Annotated in this window: 12 protein-coding genes; 4 read left to right on the top strand and 8 right to left on the bottom strand. The window is 71.3% G+C overall.

Going from position 1 to position 17484, the window contains the following annotated elements:
• Window positions 1–47 precede the first annotated feature (47 nt).
• The 6 genes from BLV72_RS10715 to BLV72_RS10690 form a co-directional block, all read right to left on the bottom strand.
• A complete protein-coding gene (locus tag BLV72_RS10715) occupies window positions 48–1058 on the bottom strand; it encodes an N-acetylglucosamine kinase (RefSeq protein WP_093470290.1) in 1011 nt (336 codons plus the stop codon).
• Between the two features lie 80 nt (window positions 1059–1138).
• Window positions 1139–2353: a 6-phospho-beta-glucosidase gene (locus tag BLV72_RS10710; RefSeq protein WP_093461827.1), complete on the bottom strand. Its 1215-nt coding sequence runs from the start codon at window positions 2351–2353 to the stop codon at window positions 1139–1141.
• Window positions 2354–2396: 43 nt separating this feature from the next.
• Entirely contained in the window at window positions 2397–3302 is a 906-nt protein-coding gene (locus BLV72_RS10705) for a carbohydrate ABC transporter permease (protein ID WP_093461825.1), read from the bottom strand.
• Between the two features lie 15 nt (window positions 3303–3317).
• Window positions 3318–4271 carry a carbohydrate ABC transporter permease gene (locus BLV72_RS10700; RefSeq protein WP_059145671.1) on the bottom strand — a complete coding sequence of 318 codons (954 nt, stop codon included), beginning with the start codon at window positions 4269–4271 and terminating at the stop codon, window positions 3318–3320.
• Between the two features lie 11 nt (window positions 4272–4282).
• Window positions 4283–5611, bottom strand: a complete 1329-nt coding sequence (locus BLV72_RS10695) for an extracellular solute-binding protein (RefSeq protein ID WP_208905604.1) — start codon at window positions 5609–5611, stop codon at window positions 4283–4285.
• Window positions 5612–5728: 117 nt separating this feature from the next.
• Window positions 5729–6964 carry an ROK family transcriptional regulator gene (locus BLV72_RS10690; RefSeq protein ID WP_093461823.1) on the bottom strand — a complete coding sequence of 412 codons (1236 nt, stop codon included), beginning with the start codon at window positions 6962–6964 and terminating at the stop codon, window positions 5729–5731.
• 298 nt (window positions 6965–7262) lie between these two features.
• Between BLV72_RS10690 and BLV72_RS10685 the strand changes: the two genes are divergently transcribed.
• On the top strand, window positions 7263–9188 hold the full coding sequence (locus BLV72_RS10685) for a S53 family peptidase (protein WP_244321390.1): 1926 nt from the start codon (window positions 7263–7265) through the stop codon (window positions 9186–9188).
• Window positions 9189–9312: 124 nt separating this feature from the next.
• On the opposite strand, the gene BLV72_RS10680 is transcribed toward BLV72_RS10685, so the two are convergent.
• A complete protein-coding gene (locus tag BLV72_RS10680) occupies window positions 9313–10413 on the bottom strand; it encodes a mechanosensitive ion channel family protein (protein WP_093461821.1) in 1101 nt (366 codons plus the stop codon).
• Between the two features lie 453 nt (window positions 10414–10866).
• Between BLV72_RS10680 and BLV72_RS10675 the strand changes: the two genes are divergently transcribed.
• On the top strand, window positions 10867–11403 hold the full coding sequence (locus BLV72_RS10675) for an HNH endonuclease (protein WP_093461819.1): 537 nt from the start codon (window positions 10867–10869) through the stop codon (window positions 11401–11403).
• A gap of 110 nt (window positions 11404–11513) precedes the next feature.
• Here the strand turns inward: BLV72_RS10675 and BLV72_RS10670 are convergent, their stop codons facing one another.
• Window positions 11514–14501 carry a glycoside hydrolase family 84 protein gene (locus BLV72_RS10670; RefSeq protein WP_167746337.1) on the bottom strand — a complete coding sequence of 996 codons (2988 nt, stop codon included), beginning with the start codon at window positions 14499–14501 and terminating at the stop codon, window positions 11514–11516.
• Window positions 14502–14892: 391 nt separating this feature from the next.
• Here BLV72_RS10670 and BLV72_RS10665 point away from each other — a divergent pair, with 391 nt between their 5' ends.
• Complete coding sequence (locus BLV72_RS10665) at window positions 14893–15183, top strand: hypothetical protein (protein ID WP_014060729.1); 291 nt, start codon at window positions 14893–14895, stop codon at window positions 15181–15183.
• Window positions 15183–17369 (top strand): 4-alpha-glucanotransferase, encoded by a 2187-nt coding sequence (malQ, locus tag BLV72_RS10660; RefSeq protein ID WP_093461816.1) that lies wholly within the window; start codon window positions 15183–15185, stop codon window positions 17367–17369. Before BLV72_RS10665 ends, malQ begins: the two co-directional genes overlap by 1 nt.
• Window positions 17370–17484 lie beyond the last annotated feature (115 nt).

The following is a 17484-nucleotide window of genomic DNA, read 5'->3' as shown; positions in this document are numbered from 1 at the left end:
GTCGAGCCTCGATCTTGTTCGGATCGCGATCTTCCCTCCCCTTTTCATTACGCTTCGGACGGACTTTCGGTTCCACTTTCCGCGCCATCAGCTGGGGCGTAGTGCGCGCGCAGCCGGGCGTACGCCGCCTCGGGCGCGCCGGTGCGGTCCAGGCCCAGCAGCGCGGCGCCCAGCACCGGCGGTGCGGTGACCACCCGCGGCTCGGCCTTCGGTGCGCGCTCCGCCAGCAGTTCGCGGATCCGGTCGTCCAGCAGCGGATGGCGGGCCGCGAGTACCCCGCCGCCCAGCACCACCGGTGTCTCCTCACCCAGCAGATCGAGGCGGCCGAGGGCGACCGTGGCCATGGTCACCACCTCCTCCGCCTGGCGGTCGACGATCGCCCGGGCGATCTCGTCGCCGGCGTCGGCCACCGCGAAGAGCACCGGCGTCAGCTCATGCCGCCGGGCCGCGTCCAGCCGGCCCAGATGCAGCGCCTCGATCAGCTCGTACATGGTGGTCAGGCCGAACTGCGCGGGCAGGGCGCGGGCCAGCTCGGTCGGCTCGCCGCGGCCGTCCTCCGCGCGTGCCGCCCACCACAGCGCCTCCTCCGACAGATAGCCCCCGCCGCCCCAGTCGCCGGAGATCCGGCCGATGGCGGGGAAGCGGGCCACCCGGCCGCCGTGACCGATCCCGGCGCAGTTGATGCCCGCGCCACAGACCACGGAGACGCCGGTCGGCTCGCCGTCGTCGGCGACCCCGGCCCGCAGCAGCGCGAAGGTGTCGTTGGCGACCGTGACGGTGGCGCCCCAGCCGCGATCGGCCAGTACGCCCGTCAACTCCTCCTCCTCGCTGGGCAGATCGGCGTTGGCCAGGCATGCCGAGATATGCCCCACGCGCGGTGGACCGGATCCGCCCGCCTGCCGCGCCGCCTCCTCCACCAGGGGCACGAGCGAGCCGACCGCTGTCTCGGCGCCCACGACGGGCGGCCGGAAGCCGCCGCCGCGGGCCGCCCCGAGGACGGAGCCGTCCGGGCCGACGAGCGCGACATCGGTCTTGCTGTTGCCCGCGTCGATCGCCAGGACCGACCGCTCCGGCGCAGCGGCGGAGGAAGCGGAGGGAGAAGACGAAGGGGAAGGAGAGGGGGTCGATACGGACTGGGTCAGGCCCACGCCAGATGCTCCCGGTTGTGCGCGATGAGGTCGTCGGTCAGCTTCTCGGCGTATTCGATCTGGCCGATGAGGGGGTGGGACAGCAGTGCCTGGAAGACCCGCTCCCGGCCGCCCTTCAACGCCGCCTCCAGCGCCAGGTGTTCGTACGCCGTGACATTGGCGACCAGACCGGCGAACAGGGGCTCGAGGGGGCGCACGGGCAGTGGCTTCGCGCCCTGTGCGTTGACGGCCGCCGGGACCTCGATCACCGCGTCGTCGGGCAGGAAGGGCAGGGTGCCGTTGTTGAGCGTATTGACGATCCGCACCTCACCGGTGTCGCCCAGCAGGGACGAGGTGAGATCGACCGCCGCCTCCGAGTAGAACGCCCCGCCGCGCTTGCCGAGCAGCTCGGGCTTCTCGTCCAGCGTCGGATCGCCGTACATCTCCAGCAGCTCCCGCTCGATCGCCGCGACCTCCGCCGCCCGGGACGGCTTGCTGCGCAGCTCCCTCACCACCGCGTCGTGCTGGTAGAAGTAGCGCAGATAGTACGAGGGGACGACGCCGAGCCGGTCCACCAGCGTGCGCGGCATCCGCAGATCCTCGGCGATCGCCTCGCCGTGCTCCGCGAGCAGCTTGGGCAGCACATCCTCGCCGTCGATGCCGCCGATGCGCACCGCGCGCTCCCAGGTGAGGTGGTTCAGGCCCACATGCTCCAGCGTCACCTCGCCGGGGGTGACCCCCAGCAGCTTCGCGAACTTCCGCTGGAAGCCGATGGCGACATTGCACAGGCCGACCGCCCGGTGCCCGGAGGTGAGCAGCGCCCGGGTCACGATCCCGACCGGGTTGGTGAAGTCCACGATCCGGGCGTCGGGGTTGCGGCGGCGCACCCGCTCGGCGATGTCCAGCACCACCGGGACCGTGCGCAGTGCCTTGGCCAGCCCGCCCGCGCCGGTGGTCTCCTGTCCGACGCAGCCGCACTCCAGCGGCCAGGTCTCGTCCTGATTCCGCGCCGCCTGGCCGCCGACCCGCAGCTGCAGCAGGACCGCGTCCGCGCCGTCCACGCCCGCGTCCAGGTCGTCGGTCCACGAGATGGTGCCCGGGTGGCCCTGCTTGGCGAAGATCCTGCGCGCCAGCCCGCCGACCAGCTCCAGCCGGTCGGCGGCCGGGTCGACCAGGACGAGCTCCTCCAGCGGGAGTGCGTCCCGCAACCGGGCGAATCCGTCGATGAGTTCGGGGGTGTAGGTGGATCCGCCCCCACGACTGCGAGCTTCAACCCTTGACTCCTGTCAGTGTGACGCCTTCGACGAAGGCTTTCTGAGCGAAGAAGAAGATGATGATGACGGGGGCCATGACGAGCAGGGTCGCGGCCATCGTCAGATTCCAGTTGACGCTGTGCGCGCTCTTGAAGCTCTCCAGGCCGTAACTGAGCGTCCAGGCGCCCGGATTCTGCGCAGCGTAGATCTGCGGGCCGAAGTAGTCGTTCCAGCAGTAGAAGAACTGGAAGAGCGCGACGGCCGCGATCCCCGGCTTGGCCATCGGGACCACGATGCGCAGCAGCGTGCCGAGTTCACCGCTGCCGTCGACCTTCGCCGATTCCAGGTACTCCCGGGGAATCGTCAGCAGGAACTGGCGCAGCAGAAAGATGGAGTACGCGTCGCCGAACGCCATCGGAATGATCAGTGGCCACAGCGAACCCGACAGATGGAGCTGCTGGGCCCAGACCAGATACATCGGGATCACGATCACCTGCGGCGGCAGCATCATCGTGGAGATGACCATGATCATGGCGGTGCGGCGGCCGCGGAAGCGGAATTTGGCGAGGGCGTAGGCCACCGGAATGGAGGAACAGACCGTGAACAGGGTGCCGAGCCCGGCGTACATCAGCGAATTGCGCCACCAGTCCAGAAAGCCCGGAGTGTTGAAGACATCGGCGTAATTCGACCAGTTCCATTCGGTGGGCCACAGATCGCCGCTCAGCGCCTGGTCATCGCTCATCACCGAGGTAAGGAAGACAAAGACGAAGGGCAGGATGAAGAAGAGCGCGGCGGCGATGGCGACCGTGTGCACGGCGATCCAGTGCAGCGCGGCGCGGCGGCGGGCGGCGGGGGCGGGGGAGCGGCCGGCGGCGGGGCGCGTGGGCGCGGACGGCGCCGAGAGGGCGGTGGTGGCGGTCATGGCGGATCGGTCCTCTCAGTCCTCGGCCGACAGCAGTCCGGCACGCTTGCGCATCAGCAGCGTCGTCACGGCCATCGCGATCGCGAACAGCACGAGCGAGAGCACGCAGGCGGCTCCGGTGTTGAAGTTCTGGAAGCCGAGCGAGTAGACGAGCTGCGGCACGGTGAGCGTGGAGTGGTCGGGATAGCCGGGCTGGATGACCGATCCGGGTCCGATGCTGACCCCGGAGGCGAGCTTTCCGGCGACCAGCGCCTGGGTGTAGTACTGCATGGTCTGGACGACACCCGTCACGACCGCGAACATCACGATCGGGGTGATCGACGGCCAGGTCACATAGCGGAACTTATGGAACGCCCCGGCGCCGTCGAGCTCGGCCGCCTCGTACTGCTCCTTGGGCACATCCAGCAGGGCCGCCATGAAGATGACCATGAGATCCCCGATGCCCCACAGGGAGAGCAGCACGAGGGACGGCTTGGCCCAGGCCGGGTCGTTGAACCAGTTCGGCGCGTGAATCCCGATATTCCCGAGGATGTCGTTCACCGGGCCGGTACCGGGATTGAGCAGAAAGACGAAGGCGACGGTGGCCGCCACCGGAGGGGCGAGATACGGCAGATAGAAGGCGGTGCGGAAGAATCCCACCCCGGACTTGATCCTGGTGACCAGCAGTCCGATGCCCAGGCCGAAGACGACCCGCAGCGCCACCATGACCACGACCAGCCAGAGCGTATTCCACAGCGCCGGTCCGAACAGCGGCATCTGCTCCAGCACATAACGCCAGTTGCGCAGCCCCACGAAGGTCGGGGCCTCGATCTGGTTGTAGTGCATGAAGGAGAAGTAGACGGTGGCGATCAGCGGATAACCGAAGAAGACGGTGAAGCCGACCAGCCAGGGGGAGAGAAAACCGAGGGTGCGCAGCCGCTCTCGCCGTGCTTTGCGGCGCAGCGCGGGGGCGTTCGTCAAAGTGGCCATATCGCACTCCGTCAGTTCTGTGCCTGGAGATTGTCGGCGTCTATCTCGTCATCGAGTTTCCGTAGCCCCGCGTCCAGATCGTGCACCTTGCCCGCCTCGACGCCGTAGGAGAAGTCCTGCAGCGAGGTGACGTACTGACCGCCGTTGATCGACGGCGGCAGGGCGGTGCTGTAGCGGTTCTGCGCGATATCGAGGAAGGCCCGGAAGGTGGGATCCGAGTCCAGTTTCGGGGAGGTGAGTGCCGCCTTGGTGGACGGCACATTGTGAATGGCGTTGGCGAAGGCGACCACCTGATCGGTGTCGGCGGTCAGGAACTTCACCAGCTCCCAGGCGGCGTTCTGATGGGTGCTGGAGTGCGCGATGCCGACCACGGTGCCGGTGAGATAGCCCCGGCCGTAGGTTTCGGGCCGGTCGTCGGGCACCGGCAGCGGAGCGGTGTCCCACTTGAACTTCGCGCCCTTCATGAAGAGCCCGCGCCATTCGCCGTCCATATGCATGGCGAGCTTTCCGGTGAGAAAGGCGTTCTGGGACGACATCTCATCGCCGAAGGAGGTGCGGAACGTCTCCAGCGGGCCATAGCCGCCCTGGCCGCGGATCAGCTCCCGGGTGGTGGCGTAGAACTCCTTGGCCGCCTTCTCCTTCGCCAGCCGCGCCTTGCCGTCCTTGCCGAAATAGGACGGGCCCCACTGGGCGAAGAGCCGGTCCGGGCTGTTCTGGTAGAGCCGGAAATTGGGCATGAACCCGACCCGCTGATAGCCGCCGCTCTTGGTGCGCTTGGTCAGCTTGATGGCGTCGCGCCGCAGCTCCGACATGGTGCGCGGCGGCCGCTTGATGCCCGCCTCCGCGAAGGCGTCCTTGTTGTAGTACATGCCATACGCGTCGGCGAGCAGCGGGAGGGCGCACTGGTCGCCCTCGTAACTCGTGTAGTCCAGCAGTGTTTTCGGGAAGACCTTGGTCTTGTCCAGCCCGGTCTTCTGCATGAACGGATTGAGGTCCACCCACATCCCGGACGAGCAGTACTGCCCCACGTTGTTGGTGGTGAAGGAGGAGACCACATCGGGGGCATCGCTTCCGCCGGCCCGCAGCGCCTGGTTCACGGTGGCGTCGGTGACGTTCCCGGTCGCCTTCACCTTGATATTGGGGTGGAGCTTCTCGAACCGGGCGATGCTGGCATCGATCGCCTTGACCTCGCTCTTCTCCGACCAGCCGTGCCAGAACTTCAGCGTGACGGGTTTGGTCGGATCGTCCTCGGCGCTGCCGGTGCTGGGATTGGCGCAGCCCGTCAGGAGGAGGGCGCCGGCGCTCAGCACCGACGCGAGAGCGGCCAGTTTTCGTGGCATGGGGAACTTCCTTTACTGCGGTACAGGGGGACGGCAGGGGGAAGCGGCGGTGCGGGCGCCGGATGATGAACCAGGAAGTACGGGGAGGAGGAAATACGGGGAGCGTGGGGCGGTGAATCAGGCGTCGAATCGGGCGGTGTCGAAAACGGTCTGACGGGCATCGGCGACCGCCGTCCGCAGCGCGCCGATGAGAATCGGATCCCCCTCGAGCTCACTGATCCGCAACTGCGGGCGGGGCAGTGCGAGACCGGTCATCTCCACCTCGACCAGCTGACGCAGGCGGTCCCCACCGGCCTGGGCGACCTCACCCGAAAGGACGACCAGCTCCGGGTCGACCACGGCGACGACGGAGGCCAGCCCGGTGGCCAGCCGGCGGGCCAGCTCGGTCAGCACCTCGTCACCCGCGCCGGGGGTGCGCCGCGCGGCGGCGAGCGCCTTGGTGGCCGTGGGCGCGTCGATCCCGTGGTCGCGGGCCAGCTCCACGACGGCGGGCGAGCCGACCAGCATCTGGAACCCCCCGCCCCCGTCCGGCCGGGCGGCGGCGTCCGGGCCGCCCCGGGCCAGCGGGGCGCCCGGCAGCGGCATATAGCCGATCTCGCCGGCCCCGCCGGTGGCGCCGCGCAGCAGGGTGCCGCCGAGCACGATGGCCGCGCCGACCCCTTCGTCGGCCCAGACCAGCGCGAAGTCGTCGAAGTCCTGGGCGGTGCCGTGGTGCTGTTCGGCGATGGCGGCGAGGTTGACGTCGTTCTCGATGACGATCGGGGTGTGCAGCACCTCGGCCAGCTCGTCGCGCAGGGTACGGGACTGCCAGCCGGGCAGATGCGGGGCGTAGCGCAGCTTCCCGGTGCGCGGGTCGAGCGCGCCGGGGGTGCCGATCACGGTGGAGTGCAGATCGTCGCGGCCGAGTCCGGCGGCGGCCAGCGCGCCGTCCACCGCCTCGGCGACCAGCTCTCCGGTCCGGTTGGTCAGGCTCTCGTCGGTCGCCGGGGCCGTCACCCGGTGCTCACCGGCCACCTGGCCGGTGATGTCCGCGACGGCGGCGGTGATGCCCTCCTGGTCGACGGCGAGCGCGGCCACATGGGCGGCGGCCGGATCGATCTCGTACAGCTGCGCGTTGGGACCCGGCCGTCCGGTGACGTTCCCGGTCGTGCGGACCAGGCCGACGGACTCCAGGCGGGTCAGCAGCTGGGAGGCGGTGGGCTTGGACAGCCCGGTCAGCTCCCCGAGCCGGGTCCGGGTGAGCGGCCCGTGCGCGGCCAGCAGCTCCAGCGCGGCGCGGTCGTTCATGGCGCGGAGGACGCGGGGAGTCCCGGGCGTGCCGCCCTGCGTGCTGCTGCCGGGTGGTGCGGCCATGTGCTGCCCCCGTCCTCACTCTGTTAAGAAAGTTTCCTATTGATGAACAGCAAGCTAGGGGGCGGACCGGGGTGGCGTCAATGGGTCATGGGTGGGCTTTCCTTGGCGGGTTCTTGGCGAAGAGATGGATCTCGCATGTACCTGGCATGGACAAGTCACCGTAAGAGTGGCCTCCGGTGGGGTGGCTGTGATCGTCGGCCTCCACCGGAATGCGACTACTCGTATCGCAGGGGGTTTGGTGAGATCTTCTTCTTCCCGGAAGCGCGCGGCCCGTTCCAGACAGCGCACGGCCTTGGGGCTGGCGGCGGCGCTGCCGTTGGTGGCCGGTGCGCTGGCACTGGGCATACCCACGGCCCAGGCCGACTCCACACCGCAAGGCCGTGACACCCTGAGCGGCACCAAGCCCACCTGGGCGACGGTGCGTTCGGACCGCGGCGCCACCGATGACGGCAATAAGGTCACCGCCCGCGTCTACCTCGCCGGACGGGACGCCAAGGGGCTGGCCGACTACGCGAAGGCCGTGTCCGACCCGTCCTCGCCGGACTACGGCAGGTATCTCTCGGCCCGGCAGACCCAGGCACGTTTCGGAGCGACACGGCAACAGAAGGACGCCGTGACCGCCTGGTTGAAGGGCTCCGGGCTCGACGTCACCGGCGCCAACCAGCACTATCTGTCCGTCACCGGCGAAGTCGTCGCCGTCGAGCGGGCGTTCGGCACCCAGCTGCACAACTACACCATGGGCGGCAAGGTCTACCGGGCGCCGTCGAACGCGGCCACCGTGCCCGCCTCGCTCCATGGCGCCGTGCTGACCGTCGTGGGCCTCGACAACGCGCCCAAGCGGGCCAAGCACGACGAGACCCTCCCGCCTCCCGGGCCGGTCTTCAAGAACGCCGGACCGTTCTCCACCTCCTACGGCTCCCGGACCAACCGGAGTCTGCCGTCGGCGTACGGCGCCAAGCAGCCGTACGCGATCAAGGGGTACACCGGCAAGCAGCTGCGCGCCGCCTACGGCGCCAAGAGCCGTCACACCGGTAAGGGCGTCACCGTCGCCATCACCGATGCCTTCGCCTCGCCGACCATCGCCGCGGACGCCGCCAAGTACGCCCAGCGCAACGGCGACCCGGCCTACCGCAAGGGCCAGCTGACGCAGGTGCTGCCGGCCGACTACCGGTACACCGAGGAGTGCGACGCGGGCGGCTGGTACGGCGAGGAGACCCTCGACGTCGAGGCGGTACACGCAGTGGCGCCCGCGGCCGACATCGTCTACGTCGGCGGAGCCTCCTGCACCGACGACGATCTGCTCGACTCGCTCGCCAAGGTCGTCGACAACCGGCTGGCCGACATCGTCTCCAACTCCTGGGGCGATGTGGAGGCCAACGAGACCCCGGACGTGGCCGCCGCCTACGACCAGGTCTTCCAGCAGGGCGCGGTCGAGGGCATCGGCTTCTACTTCTCCTCCGGTGACAACGGCGACAACGTGGCGTCCACCGGCACCAAGCAGGTCGACACCCCGGCCAACTCGGCGTGGGTGACGGCGGTCGGCGGTACCTCCCTGGCCGTCGGCAAGGGCGACAAGTACCAGTGGGAGACCGGCTGGGGCACCACCAAGGCCACCCTCTCGGCCGACGGCACCAACTGGGACGCGCTGCCCGGCGCGTATACCTCCGGCGCCGGCGGCGGCACCAGCAAGACCGTCGCCCAGCCCTTCTACCAGCGCGGAGTGGTGCCGGACTCGCTCGCCCTGGCAGGCGGCGGCACGGCCAAGCAGCGGGTGACCCCGGACGTCGCGGCCGTGGCCGACCCCAACACCGGCTTCCTGGTGGGCCAGACGCAGACCTTCCCGGACGGATCGCTCCAGTACGGCGAGTACCGCATCGGCGGCACCTCGCTGGCCGCGCCCGTGATCGCCGGTGTCCAGGCGCTCGCCCAGCAGGCGCGTGGCGGCCAGCCGATCGGCTTCGCCAACCCGTCGCTGTACGACCGGTACGGCACCGCCTCGTACCACGATGTGACCGATCACCCGCTGGGCGCGGGTACCTCACTGGGCGTGGTCCGGGTCGACTACGTCAACAGCCACGACGACTCCGACGGGCTGGTGACCTCGCTGCGCAGCCTCGGCCGGGACAGCTCGCTGCACGCGGTCGTGGGCTACGACGATGTGACCGGCGTGGGCACCCCCGCGGCCGGCTACCTCACCTCGTTCGGCGGACACCACCGCCGCTGAGCCGGGGCTGAGCTCCTTACGGTTGCCATGAGGCTCCCGTCCCTCCCTGGGGCGGGAGCCCTGCCATGTCCGCCGGGCTCATTTCCGCGTGGGCCGCGCGCTTACTTCTGTGTGTGCGCCATGCTCACTTCTGCGTGGGCGGCGGCACCGTCGCGGAGGGGGTGGCGGCCGGACCGGCCGGGGCGGAGAGCGGGCTGGCCGCCGTGGACTGCGGCGAGTCCGGGTTGGCCAGCGCCGACGGCGCCGCCGTGGTGGCCGACGGATCGACGCCCTCGGTCTGCAGCTCCGGGTCCAGGGGCCGGCCGACGAGCTGAATGCCCGCCTCGTTCAGCGCCTTCTTGATCCGCCAGCGCAGCTCCCGCTCGACACCGAGCGACTTGCCGGGCATGGTCCGCGCCGACACCCGGATGATCATCGAGTCCAGATAGACCGCGTCGAGCCCCAGGACCTCGATCGGCTCCCACAGCCGCTCGTTCCACGGCTCGTCCTTGGCCATGTCCACACCGACCTGCGTGATCACGGAGCGGACGTGGTCCAGATCCTCCTCGGCCCGGACCTGGACGTCGAGCGCGGCCGTCGCCCAGCCCTGGCTGAGGTTGCCGATCCGCTTGACCTCGCCGTTGCGCACGTACCAGATCTCGCCGTTGTCCCCGCGCAGCTTGGTGACGCGCAGCCCGACCTCGATCACCTCGCCCGAGGCCACCCCGGCGTCGACCGTGTCGCCGACCCCGTACTGGTCCTCGAGGATCATGAAGACACCGGAGAGGAAGTCGGTGACCAGATTGCGGGCGCCGAAACCGATCGCCACACCCGCGACCCCGGCGCTGGCCAGCAGCGGCGCCAGATTGATCTGCAGCGCGGAGAGGATCATCAACGCCGCGGTGCCCATGATCATGAACGAGGCGACGGAGCGCAGCACCGAGCCGATCGCCGCGGAACGCTGTCGCCGTCGCTCCACATTGACCAGCAGCCCGCCGAGCGCGGTGCCGTCGACGGCCTGGGCCGTGCGGTTCATCCGCTCTATCAGCTTGGTGATCGCCCGCCGGATGACGGATCGGAGCACGAAGGCGATGATCAGGATCAGGGCTATGCGCAGGCCGATGCCGAGCCAGGTGGACCAGTTCTCCTCCACCCAGCCCGCGGCGTTCGTGGCGCTCCTATGCGCATCGTCGAGAGTCGTGGGACGAGGCGTCGAGTCTGCGGCCAGAGCAGCGGACCAGAACACAGCAGAAACCCTTCGTATGCGACATGCCCGCACGGATCACCCGCGCGCGGAACCTCTCACACAGTAGCCGGGCGCGAGACGCGCCGTTCCTGTGTTCGAGAGCGCGCGAGCGTGCTCAGGGGGCGCGTATGAGCGGGGCCGGAGGCCGCAATTCCACCTTCTGCCCCGGCCGGGAGGGCGCGGCGGCGGCAGCGGGGGAGGGGCCGTGATTCTTGCCACTCCGCAGTGGTGTCCCGCCGCCCGCGCACCCGTGAGCGAGGCCGCCGTGAGGCTGTCGGGACGGTGGTCGAGCGGCCGCCGCCCCTACCGCGCGCGGGCGGTATACGCGCGGTACGCGGAAATGCCTCTCAACCGTTAACCCGGTGATAGTGGCGTTCCGGCCAGGGTTCAGGGGAAACTGGGGGAGATCGTCCCGGCGCGAGCCACGCGCCGCCGGCGTACAAGGAGGCCCCCGTGCCGCATGTCCTGGTCCTCAACGCGTCGTACGAGCCCCTCGGCGTCGTACCGCTCCGCCGCGCGCTCGTACTCGTCCTCAACGACAAGGCCATCAGCCTTGAGGACTCAGGCGCCCTGATGCACAGCGCTACCCGCGCGATCCCCGCACCCAGCGTCGTCCGGCTGAAGCGCTTTGTGAGGGTGCCCTTTCGCGGCCCCGTCCCGCTCACCCGCCGCGCGCTGTTCGCCCGCGACGGCGGTCGATGCGCGTACTGCGGTGGCGTCGCAACCAGCGTCGATCACGTCATCCCGCGCAGCCGTGGCGGGCAGCACACCTGGGAAAACGTGGTCGCCGCGTGCCGTCGCTGCAATCACGTCAAAGCGGACCGCCATGTCGCCGAGATCGGCTGGCGGCTGCGCCATCAACCCGCGCCGCCTTCGGGGCTCGCGTGGCGGATCATCGGCACGGGGCATAGGGACCCGCGCTGGCTGCCATACCTGCAGGCATACGGCGCGGAAGACGCCATGGCCCGGATCGACGGCAAATCTGCCTGAGACCCGGGTCACCATTTTTTTGCGGCTCGGTTCGCCCCTGGCCGGAAGAACCAAGGGGCCGGAAGCTCCCGGTGCCCGGTCGGGCACCGGGAGCCGGGACGGAGAGGGCCCTAATCCTTCTGGACCGCGTAGGCGGCGACCGACCAGAGGGAGTAGCCGAAGCGGGTGGCGCGCTCGACGCCCTGGATGCGGATGAAACGCGTGTCCGGGGCGTCCATGCCGATCGACTCCCGACCGCCCTTCCCATGGGCGACCGTCGCCGCGTCGCGCCAGGTGCGGCCGTCCCCGGAGACCTGGACGCGGTAGCGGGAGGCGTAGGCGTCCTGCCAGTTCAGCTCGAGGCGGCCGATCCGGGCCGGGCGGGCCAGCTCCAGCTGGAGCCAGGCGCCGTCCTCGGGCGGGGAGGACCAGCGGGTGTCCGCCTTGCCGTCGATCGCGGCGGACGCCGGGAGGTCGGCGGTCTCGTCGCCGGACGAGGTCGCCTTCGTGCCCTCCGCACGGGCCAGGTCCGGGCCGCCGGCGCTCGGGAGCGCCCTTACGGTCAGCCTGCGCTCCTCCGACCCGAAGCCGACCGGGAGGGAGTAGCTGCCCGCCTTGGTGCCCTGGGCCACCGATATCTCCAAGCGGGCGGTCACCGCGCCGCCGCGCGGAGCCGTCACCCCGCCGGGGGCGCGGACGGTGATGCCGTGCGGCGCCTTCACCGTAAGGTCGCCGTTCACATCGCCGGGGCGGTGGGAGACCAACTGGGCCTCGACGACGGCCGCCTCTCCGCCTATCTCCGCGTCCGCCGTCTTGTGGGACAGCGTGAGCTCGGCGTCCGGGGTGTCGCCGAACCAGGGGGTGATCTCGTGCACGGCGGGTGGGGTGGTGCCGGCCGACCAGCTCAGCCGGATCGCGTCCGCCAGCAGGTCCTTGTCCCCCTCCGCCGCCCTGACCTGGGTGAAGCCGCTGCCCGAGAGCGCACCGAGGCTGCGCCAGCCCTTACCGGGGACATGCGCCTCCACGGTGCCCGGTGAGGGGTCCTGGACCCGGGTGGTGAGCGCGGAGACGGCGGAGAGCGGACGGCTGCGGCCGAAGCGCACCGTGACCGGGCGGCCGGGGGACGTCACCTCCGTGGCCGCCTTACCGTCGGCCGCCGCGTGGTCGTCCTTGCCGGTCCGCAGCCCCTGCTTCGGGGTCCGGTCCACGCCCGACCAGGCGTCCGCCCGCGTCAGGGCCTTGGCGAGGAAGGGATCGAGGACGCCCTTGCCGACCGTGACCCGGCTGTCCCCGATCTTCTCGCGCAGCGCCTCCACCGCGAGCCGGGCCTTCCAGGCCGCCGCTCCGTCACCACGTGCCTGGGCGGTGAGCATGTCCACGGCCCGGACGCCCGCGTCGCCGTACCGGCCGAGCTGGTCGAGCCAGGGCCGCACATCGTCGCCCAGTGTGCGGGACAGCCGCTCGGGGGCGTCGCGCATGGTCCGGAAGGCGTCGCGCAGCCGGTCCCCGGACCGCTCCAGCCGCCCCACGTCCGTACCGGCCAGGGCCGTCCAGAACGCGTCGAGGAGCGGGCGCAGATACGCGGACTCGTCGCCGCCGAGCGTCGAGGAGGCGTCGTTCCCGGCCAGGGCGCGCAGGGCGGCGCGGGTCTTGGTGTCGGGGCCCGCGAGGTCGTCGATGGCCGCCTGCCAGGACTCCTGGGGGCGGTAGCCGCGCGGGTTCCAGGCGAAGTCGGCGGCGGTGAACAGCGGGATCCGGGAGGCGGTCGGCTGCTCCATGGCGTTGGCCAGCAGCGCCGCGGACTGGGTGGCCACCGCCGGGTCGCGGCCGGTGTACGGGCCGAGGAAGATCCGGTCCTGCGCCCAGTCGTTGACCGGGTAGTTGTCCATGGTGACCAGGCGGTGGCCGAACGCCGACCGGGCACCGGCCAGCTCACCGCCGGTGATGGTCCTGGGCACCACCCCCACCCCGGTCCAGGCGACGTCCACGCCGTCGTCGAGCGCACCGGACAGCGCGCGCCGGAACTCGGTGTCGCCTTCCTGGAAGTACTCGGTCGGCATCAGGGACAGCGGGGCCGAGCCGGGGTAGCGGCGGGCCAGATGGCGGGCGAGGGCGCCTGCCACCTTGGCCTGTGCGGTGGCGGCGGCCTCCGGGCCGGAGCCGAAGGTGTCGGCGTCGGCGCCGCAGTGCCACTCGCTGTAGCTGACGTCCTGGAACTGCAGCTGGAAGGAGCGCACTCCGAGCGCCCACATGGCGTCGACCTTGCGCAGCAGCGCCTTGAGGTCCTTCGAGGACGAGAAGCACATCTCCTGGCCGGGGGAGACCGCCCAGCCGAGGGTGACGTGGTTGGCCCGGGCGCGCGTGGCCAGCTCGCGGAACTCCTCGCGCCGCTCGGCGGGGTAGGGGTCGCGCCAGCGGGCCTGCCGGTAAGGGTCGTCGCCGGGCGCGTAGAGATACCGGTTCTGCTTGGTGCGGCCCATGAAGTCGAGCTGGGCCAGCCGGTCGCGGTGCGACCACGGGGAGCCGTAGAAGCCCTCGGTCGTGCCCCTTACGGCCGTCCCGGGCCAGTCGCGGACGGTCACCCCGGCGACGGCGGAGCCCTTGCCCTCCCGCTTGACCAGCAGCTGGCGCAGGGTCTGGACGGCGTGGAAGAGACCGTCGGGGCCGACGCCGGACAGCGCGACCGTGGGCCGCCCCTCCACCGGGCCGGTGGCCAGGAGATAGCCGCCGGACGGGAGGTCGCCGCGCTCGGGCGCGCGCAGGGCGCGCAGAGCGCCGGCCGCGCCCCGGCCGCCCACCTGCACCACCAGTCCGCGCGTCGGGGCCTTGCCGCCGGGGGTGGCTTCGTTGACGGTGCGCACCCCCGCGTCGTGCAGCAGGCCGCGCAGCGCGTCCAGGGCGTACGGATCGGCGTCGCCGTCGGCTATGAGCGTGGCCTCGTCCCCCAGGGCCAGCTCGGGCCCGTGTGCCCGCAGCGACTGAGGGCGCGGCCATACGGGCGGTATGCCGTCGCTGCTGTCGCGCTCCGGTGTGGAGGCGCCTGGCGAGCCGTGGTCCACCGGTGCGGCGGCGGCCGCTGGGGCGCCGCCGAGCAGCCCGCCGATGACCGCGGCAGCCATGGCCGTCGCCCCCGCGGCCCTGGGCCTCTTCCCCCCGAACTGCACGGGCCTCTCCTCGATCCAGATAGCCGGTCCCCGTAGATGGCGCCGATAGGCGTGAGCCCACCACCAGGCCGGTGAGGGTGTCAACGCGGACGACCGAACTGTCGGCATTGCCGCGTGCGCGAGGCATCGGGCGGACCGGGGCCCGGCGCGGCGCGCCCGGCGCAAGTCTGACGGATGAAGGGCGGTCCTGTTCGTAAACTCTGTGCTCCCGATCCCTTACAGCCGTGAAATCGCCGCCCAGAGGGGATGTGACCTACAGCACGTACGGGGGGCGTTTACGTCTGCGCCCGTCCGGAGTGGGTAGGGCTCGGGATGACCCACTGCCGACAACCCCACGGAGGTCCGTGTGGCCGCGTCAGCTCAGCTTCTGCTTTCCGCCCTGTCCAAACCCGGACCCGAGACGTCCAGTGAACCGGATCCCTTCGACGGAGTCTCCGACCCCGACTGTGGACTGTGCGGCCTGGACGGCTTCGGGTCCGGAAGTGCCACGGAGGCGCCCCTCACCAGCGAGCCCCCGCTCGCCGACAACGTTCCCCTGACCAGCGAGCCCCCGCTCGCCGCCGAACGCCCCCTGACAAGTGAGCCGACCGCCGCCCTCACCGGCGTGGGCGCGGGCTGCGAGCCGATGGAGTACTGATGGGCAGAGCGCGGCTCGCCGAGCTGCACGGTGTCGCCACCTCCTACGAGCCCGCCCCGGGCCGCACCGTCCAGGTGCCCGAGGACACAGTCGTCGCCGTACTGGCCGCGCTCGGCGTAGACGCCTCGACCCCCGAATCGGTACGCGAAGCGCTGGACCGGCATGAGCGCCGGCAGCGCGACCAACTGCTGCCCCCCTGCGTGGTGGTGCGCCCCGGCAAGGCGCCACGCCTGAGCCTGCCCGAGGGCACGGCGCTGCGGGTGCGCCCCGAAGACGGCGCACCGCCCACGCGGGGGCGGGCGGCCGCGGGGACCCGTGGGGCCGATGGCCCCCTTGCGGAGCCCCGCACAGACAGTGTTCATACGGGTGGCGTCCTTACGGAGGGCGCCACCGCCGACGGCCTCCTTACCGCGCTCACCGCGCTGCCGCCCGGCGCCCATACCCTGCTCGCCGAGGCCCCCGACGGGCGCCGCGCCACCACCCCCCTCATCGTGGCCCCCGACCGGATGCCGTTATCCCCGGTCCGCAGCCACGGCTTTCTGGTGCAGCTCTACTCGCTGCTCTCCGCACGCTCCTGGGGCATGGGCGACCTCGGCGACCTGGCCGATCTGGCCGCCTGGTCGGGGCGGGCCCTCGGCGCCGGCTTCGTCCAGATCAACCCGCTGCACGCCGCCGTGCCCGGCACCCCGGGTGCCCCCACCGACCCCTCGCCCTACCGCCCCTCCTCGCGCCGCTTCCCCGACCCGGTCCATCTGCGGATCGAGGACGTGCCCGAATACGTCCAGCTGCGCGGCCCCGCCCGCGAGCGGGCCGATCAGCTCCTGGAGGCCGCCACCGCCCTCCGTACGTCCGTCCTGCGCGAGGGCGCCCTCATCGACCGGGACGCCGTCTGGGCCCTCAAGCGCGAGGCGCTGGAGCTGGTGCGGACGGTCCCGCTCAGCCCCGGCCGCCGCGCCGCCTACTGCGACTTCCTCGCCGAGCGCGGCCAAGCCCTGGAGGACCACGCCCTGTGGTACGCGCTGGCCGAGACCTACGGCCCCGAATGGCGCACCTGGCCCGGCGGCCTGGCCGATCCGCGCTCGGCGGCCACCGCCCGCGCCCGGACCGAGCACCTGGATCGCACCGACTTCCACTGCTGGCTCGCCTGGCTCACCGACACCCAGCTCGCCGCCGCCCAGCGCGCCGCGCTCGACGCGGGCATGGGCATCGGCCTCGTGCACGATCTGGCGGTCGGGGTCCATCCCTCGGGCGCCGACGCCTGGGCGCTCCAGGACGTCTTCGCCTCCGGCATGTCGATCGGCGCGCCCCCGGACGCCTTCAACTCCCGGGGCCAGGACTGGGGCCTGCCGCCATGGCGCCCGGACGCCCTCGCCGCCACCGGCTACGCCCCCTACCGCGATCTGCTGCGCGGCCTCTTACGGCACGCGGGCGCGCTCCGTATCGACCATGTGATGGGCCTCTTCCGGCTGTGGTGGGTCCCCGAGGGGCGGGAGCCGACCGAGGGCTGTTACGTCCGCTACGACGCGGAGGCGATGCTCGGCGTGCTCGCCCTGGAGGCGCACCGGGCCGGGACGGTCGTCATAGGGGAGGACCTGGGGACGGTCGAGCCTGGCGTGCGGGAGGAGCTGGAGCGGCGCGGAGTGCTGGGGACGTCGGTGATGTGGTTCGAGCGGAATTACAACGGAGCGGGCGCGGCCCGGCCGCTGTCTCCCGGGGAGTGGCGCGCGGACTGCCTGGCCACCGTGACGACCCACGATCTGCCGAGCACGGCCGCCCGGTTCACCGGCGACCATGTCGAACTCCGGCACCGGCTGGGCCTGCTGACCCGCCCCTTCGCCGAGGAGCGTGCGGCGGACGCGGTCGAGGTCGCCGAGTGGCTGGCGCTGCTGGGGCGGCTCGGGCTGCTGCCGGAGGGGCCGGGCGACGAGGAGGGGGCGGTCAAGGCGGTCCACCGCTTTCTGCTGCGCACCCCGGCGAGGATGGTGGGCGTATGGCTGCCGGACGCCGTGGGGGACCGCAGACCGCAGAATCTGCCGGGCACCTGGGATCAGTACCCCAACTGGCGGCTGCCGATCGCCGACGCCGAGGGGCGCCCGATGTCCCTGGAGGAGCTGGTCGCCTCGCCCCGGCTGCGCGCGCTGATGGCCGAGGTGGCCCGGCTCGCCCCTCGTCAATCCGCGCCGTAAGGCCGACTCCGCCCATGGCCGCCTCGCCGGACTTTGATGCCCCGGCCTGCTCGACCCGCCCATAGGTTGGATCTCTGCTTTGCGCAGTCTCCCCAGAACACTTCTCCTCTGGCAG

The organism is Streptomyces melanosporofaciens (assembly GCF_900105695.1).
GTDB lineage: Bacteria > Actinomycetota > Actinomycetes > Streptomycetales > Streptomycetaceae > Streptomyces > Streptomyces antimycoticus.
The sequence above is the reverse complement of the archived record's forward strand: the minus strand, read 5'-3'. Positions and strand labels throughout refer to the sequence as shown.

What these genes read in the sequence shown, in the direction of transcription:
- BLV72_RS10695 (WP_208905604.1), bottom strand. Translation starts at nt 5,611, where the DNA reads ATGCCACGAAAACTGGCCGCTCTCGCGTCGGTGCTGAGCGCCGGCGCC.
- BLV72_RS10705 (WP_093461825.1), bottom strand. Translation starts at nt 3,302, where the DNA reads ATGACCGCCACCACCGCCCTCTCGGCGCCGTCCGCGCCCACGCGCCCC.
- BLV72_RS10670 (WP_167746337.1), bottom strand. Translation starts at nt 14,501, where the DNA reads ATGGCTGCCGCGGTCATCGGCGGGCTGCTCGGCGGCGCCCCAGCGGCC.
- BLV72_RS10700 (WP_059145671.1), bottom strand. Translation starts at nt 4,271, where the DNA reads ATGGCCACTTTGACGAACGCCCCCGCGCTGCGCCGCAAAGCACGGCGA.
- malQ (WP_093461816.1), top strand. Translation starts at nt 15,183, where the DNA reads ATGGGCAGAGCGCGGCTCGCCGAGCTGCACGGTGTCGCCACCTCCTAC.
- BLV72_RS10690 (WP_093461823.1), bottom strand. Translation starts at nt 6,964, where the DNA reads ATGGCCGCACCACCCGGCAGCAGCACGCAGGGCGGCACGCCCGGGACT.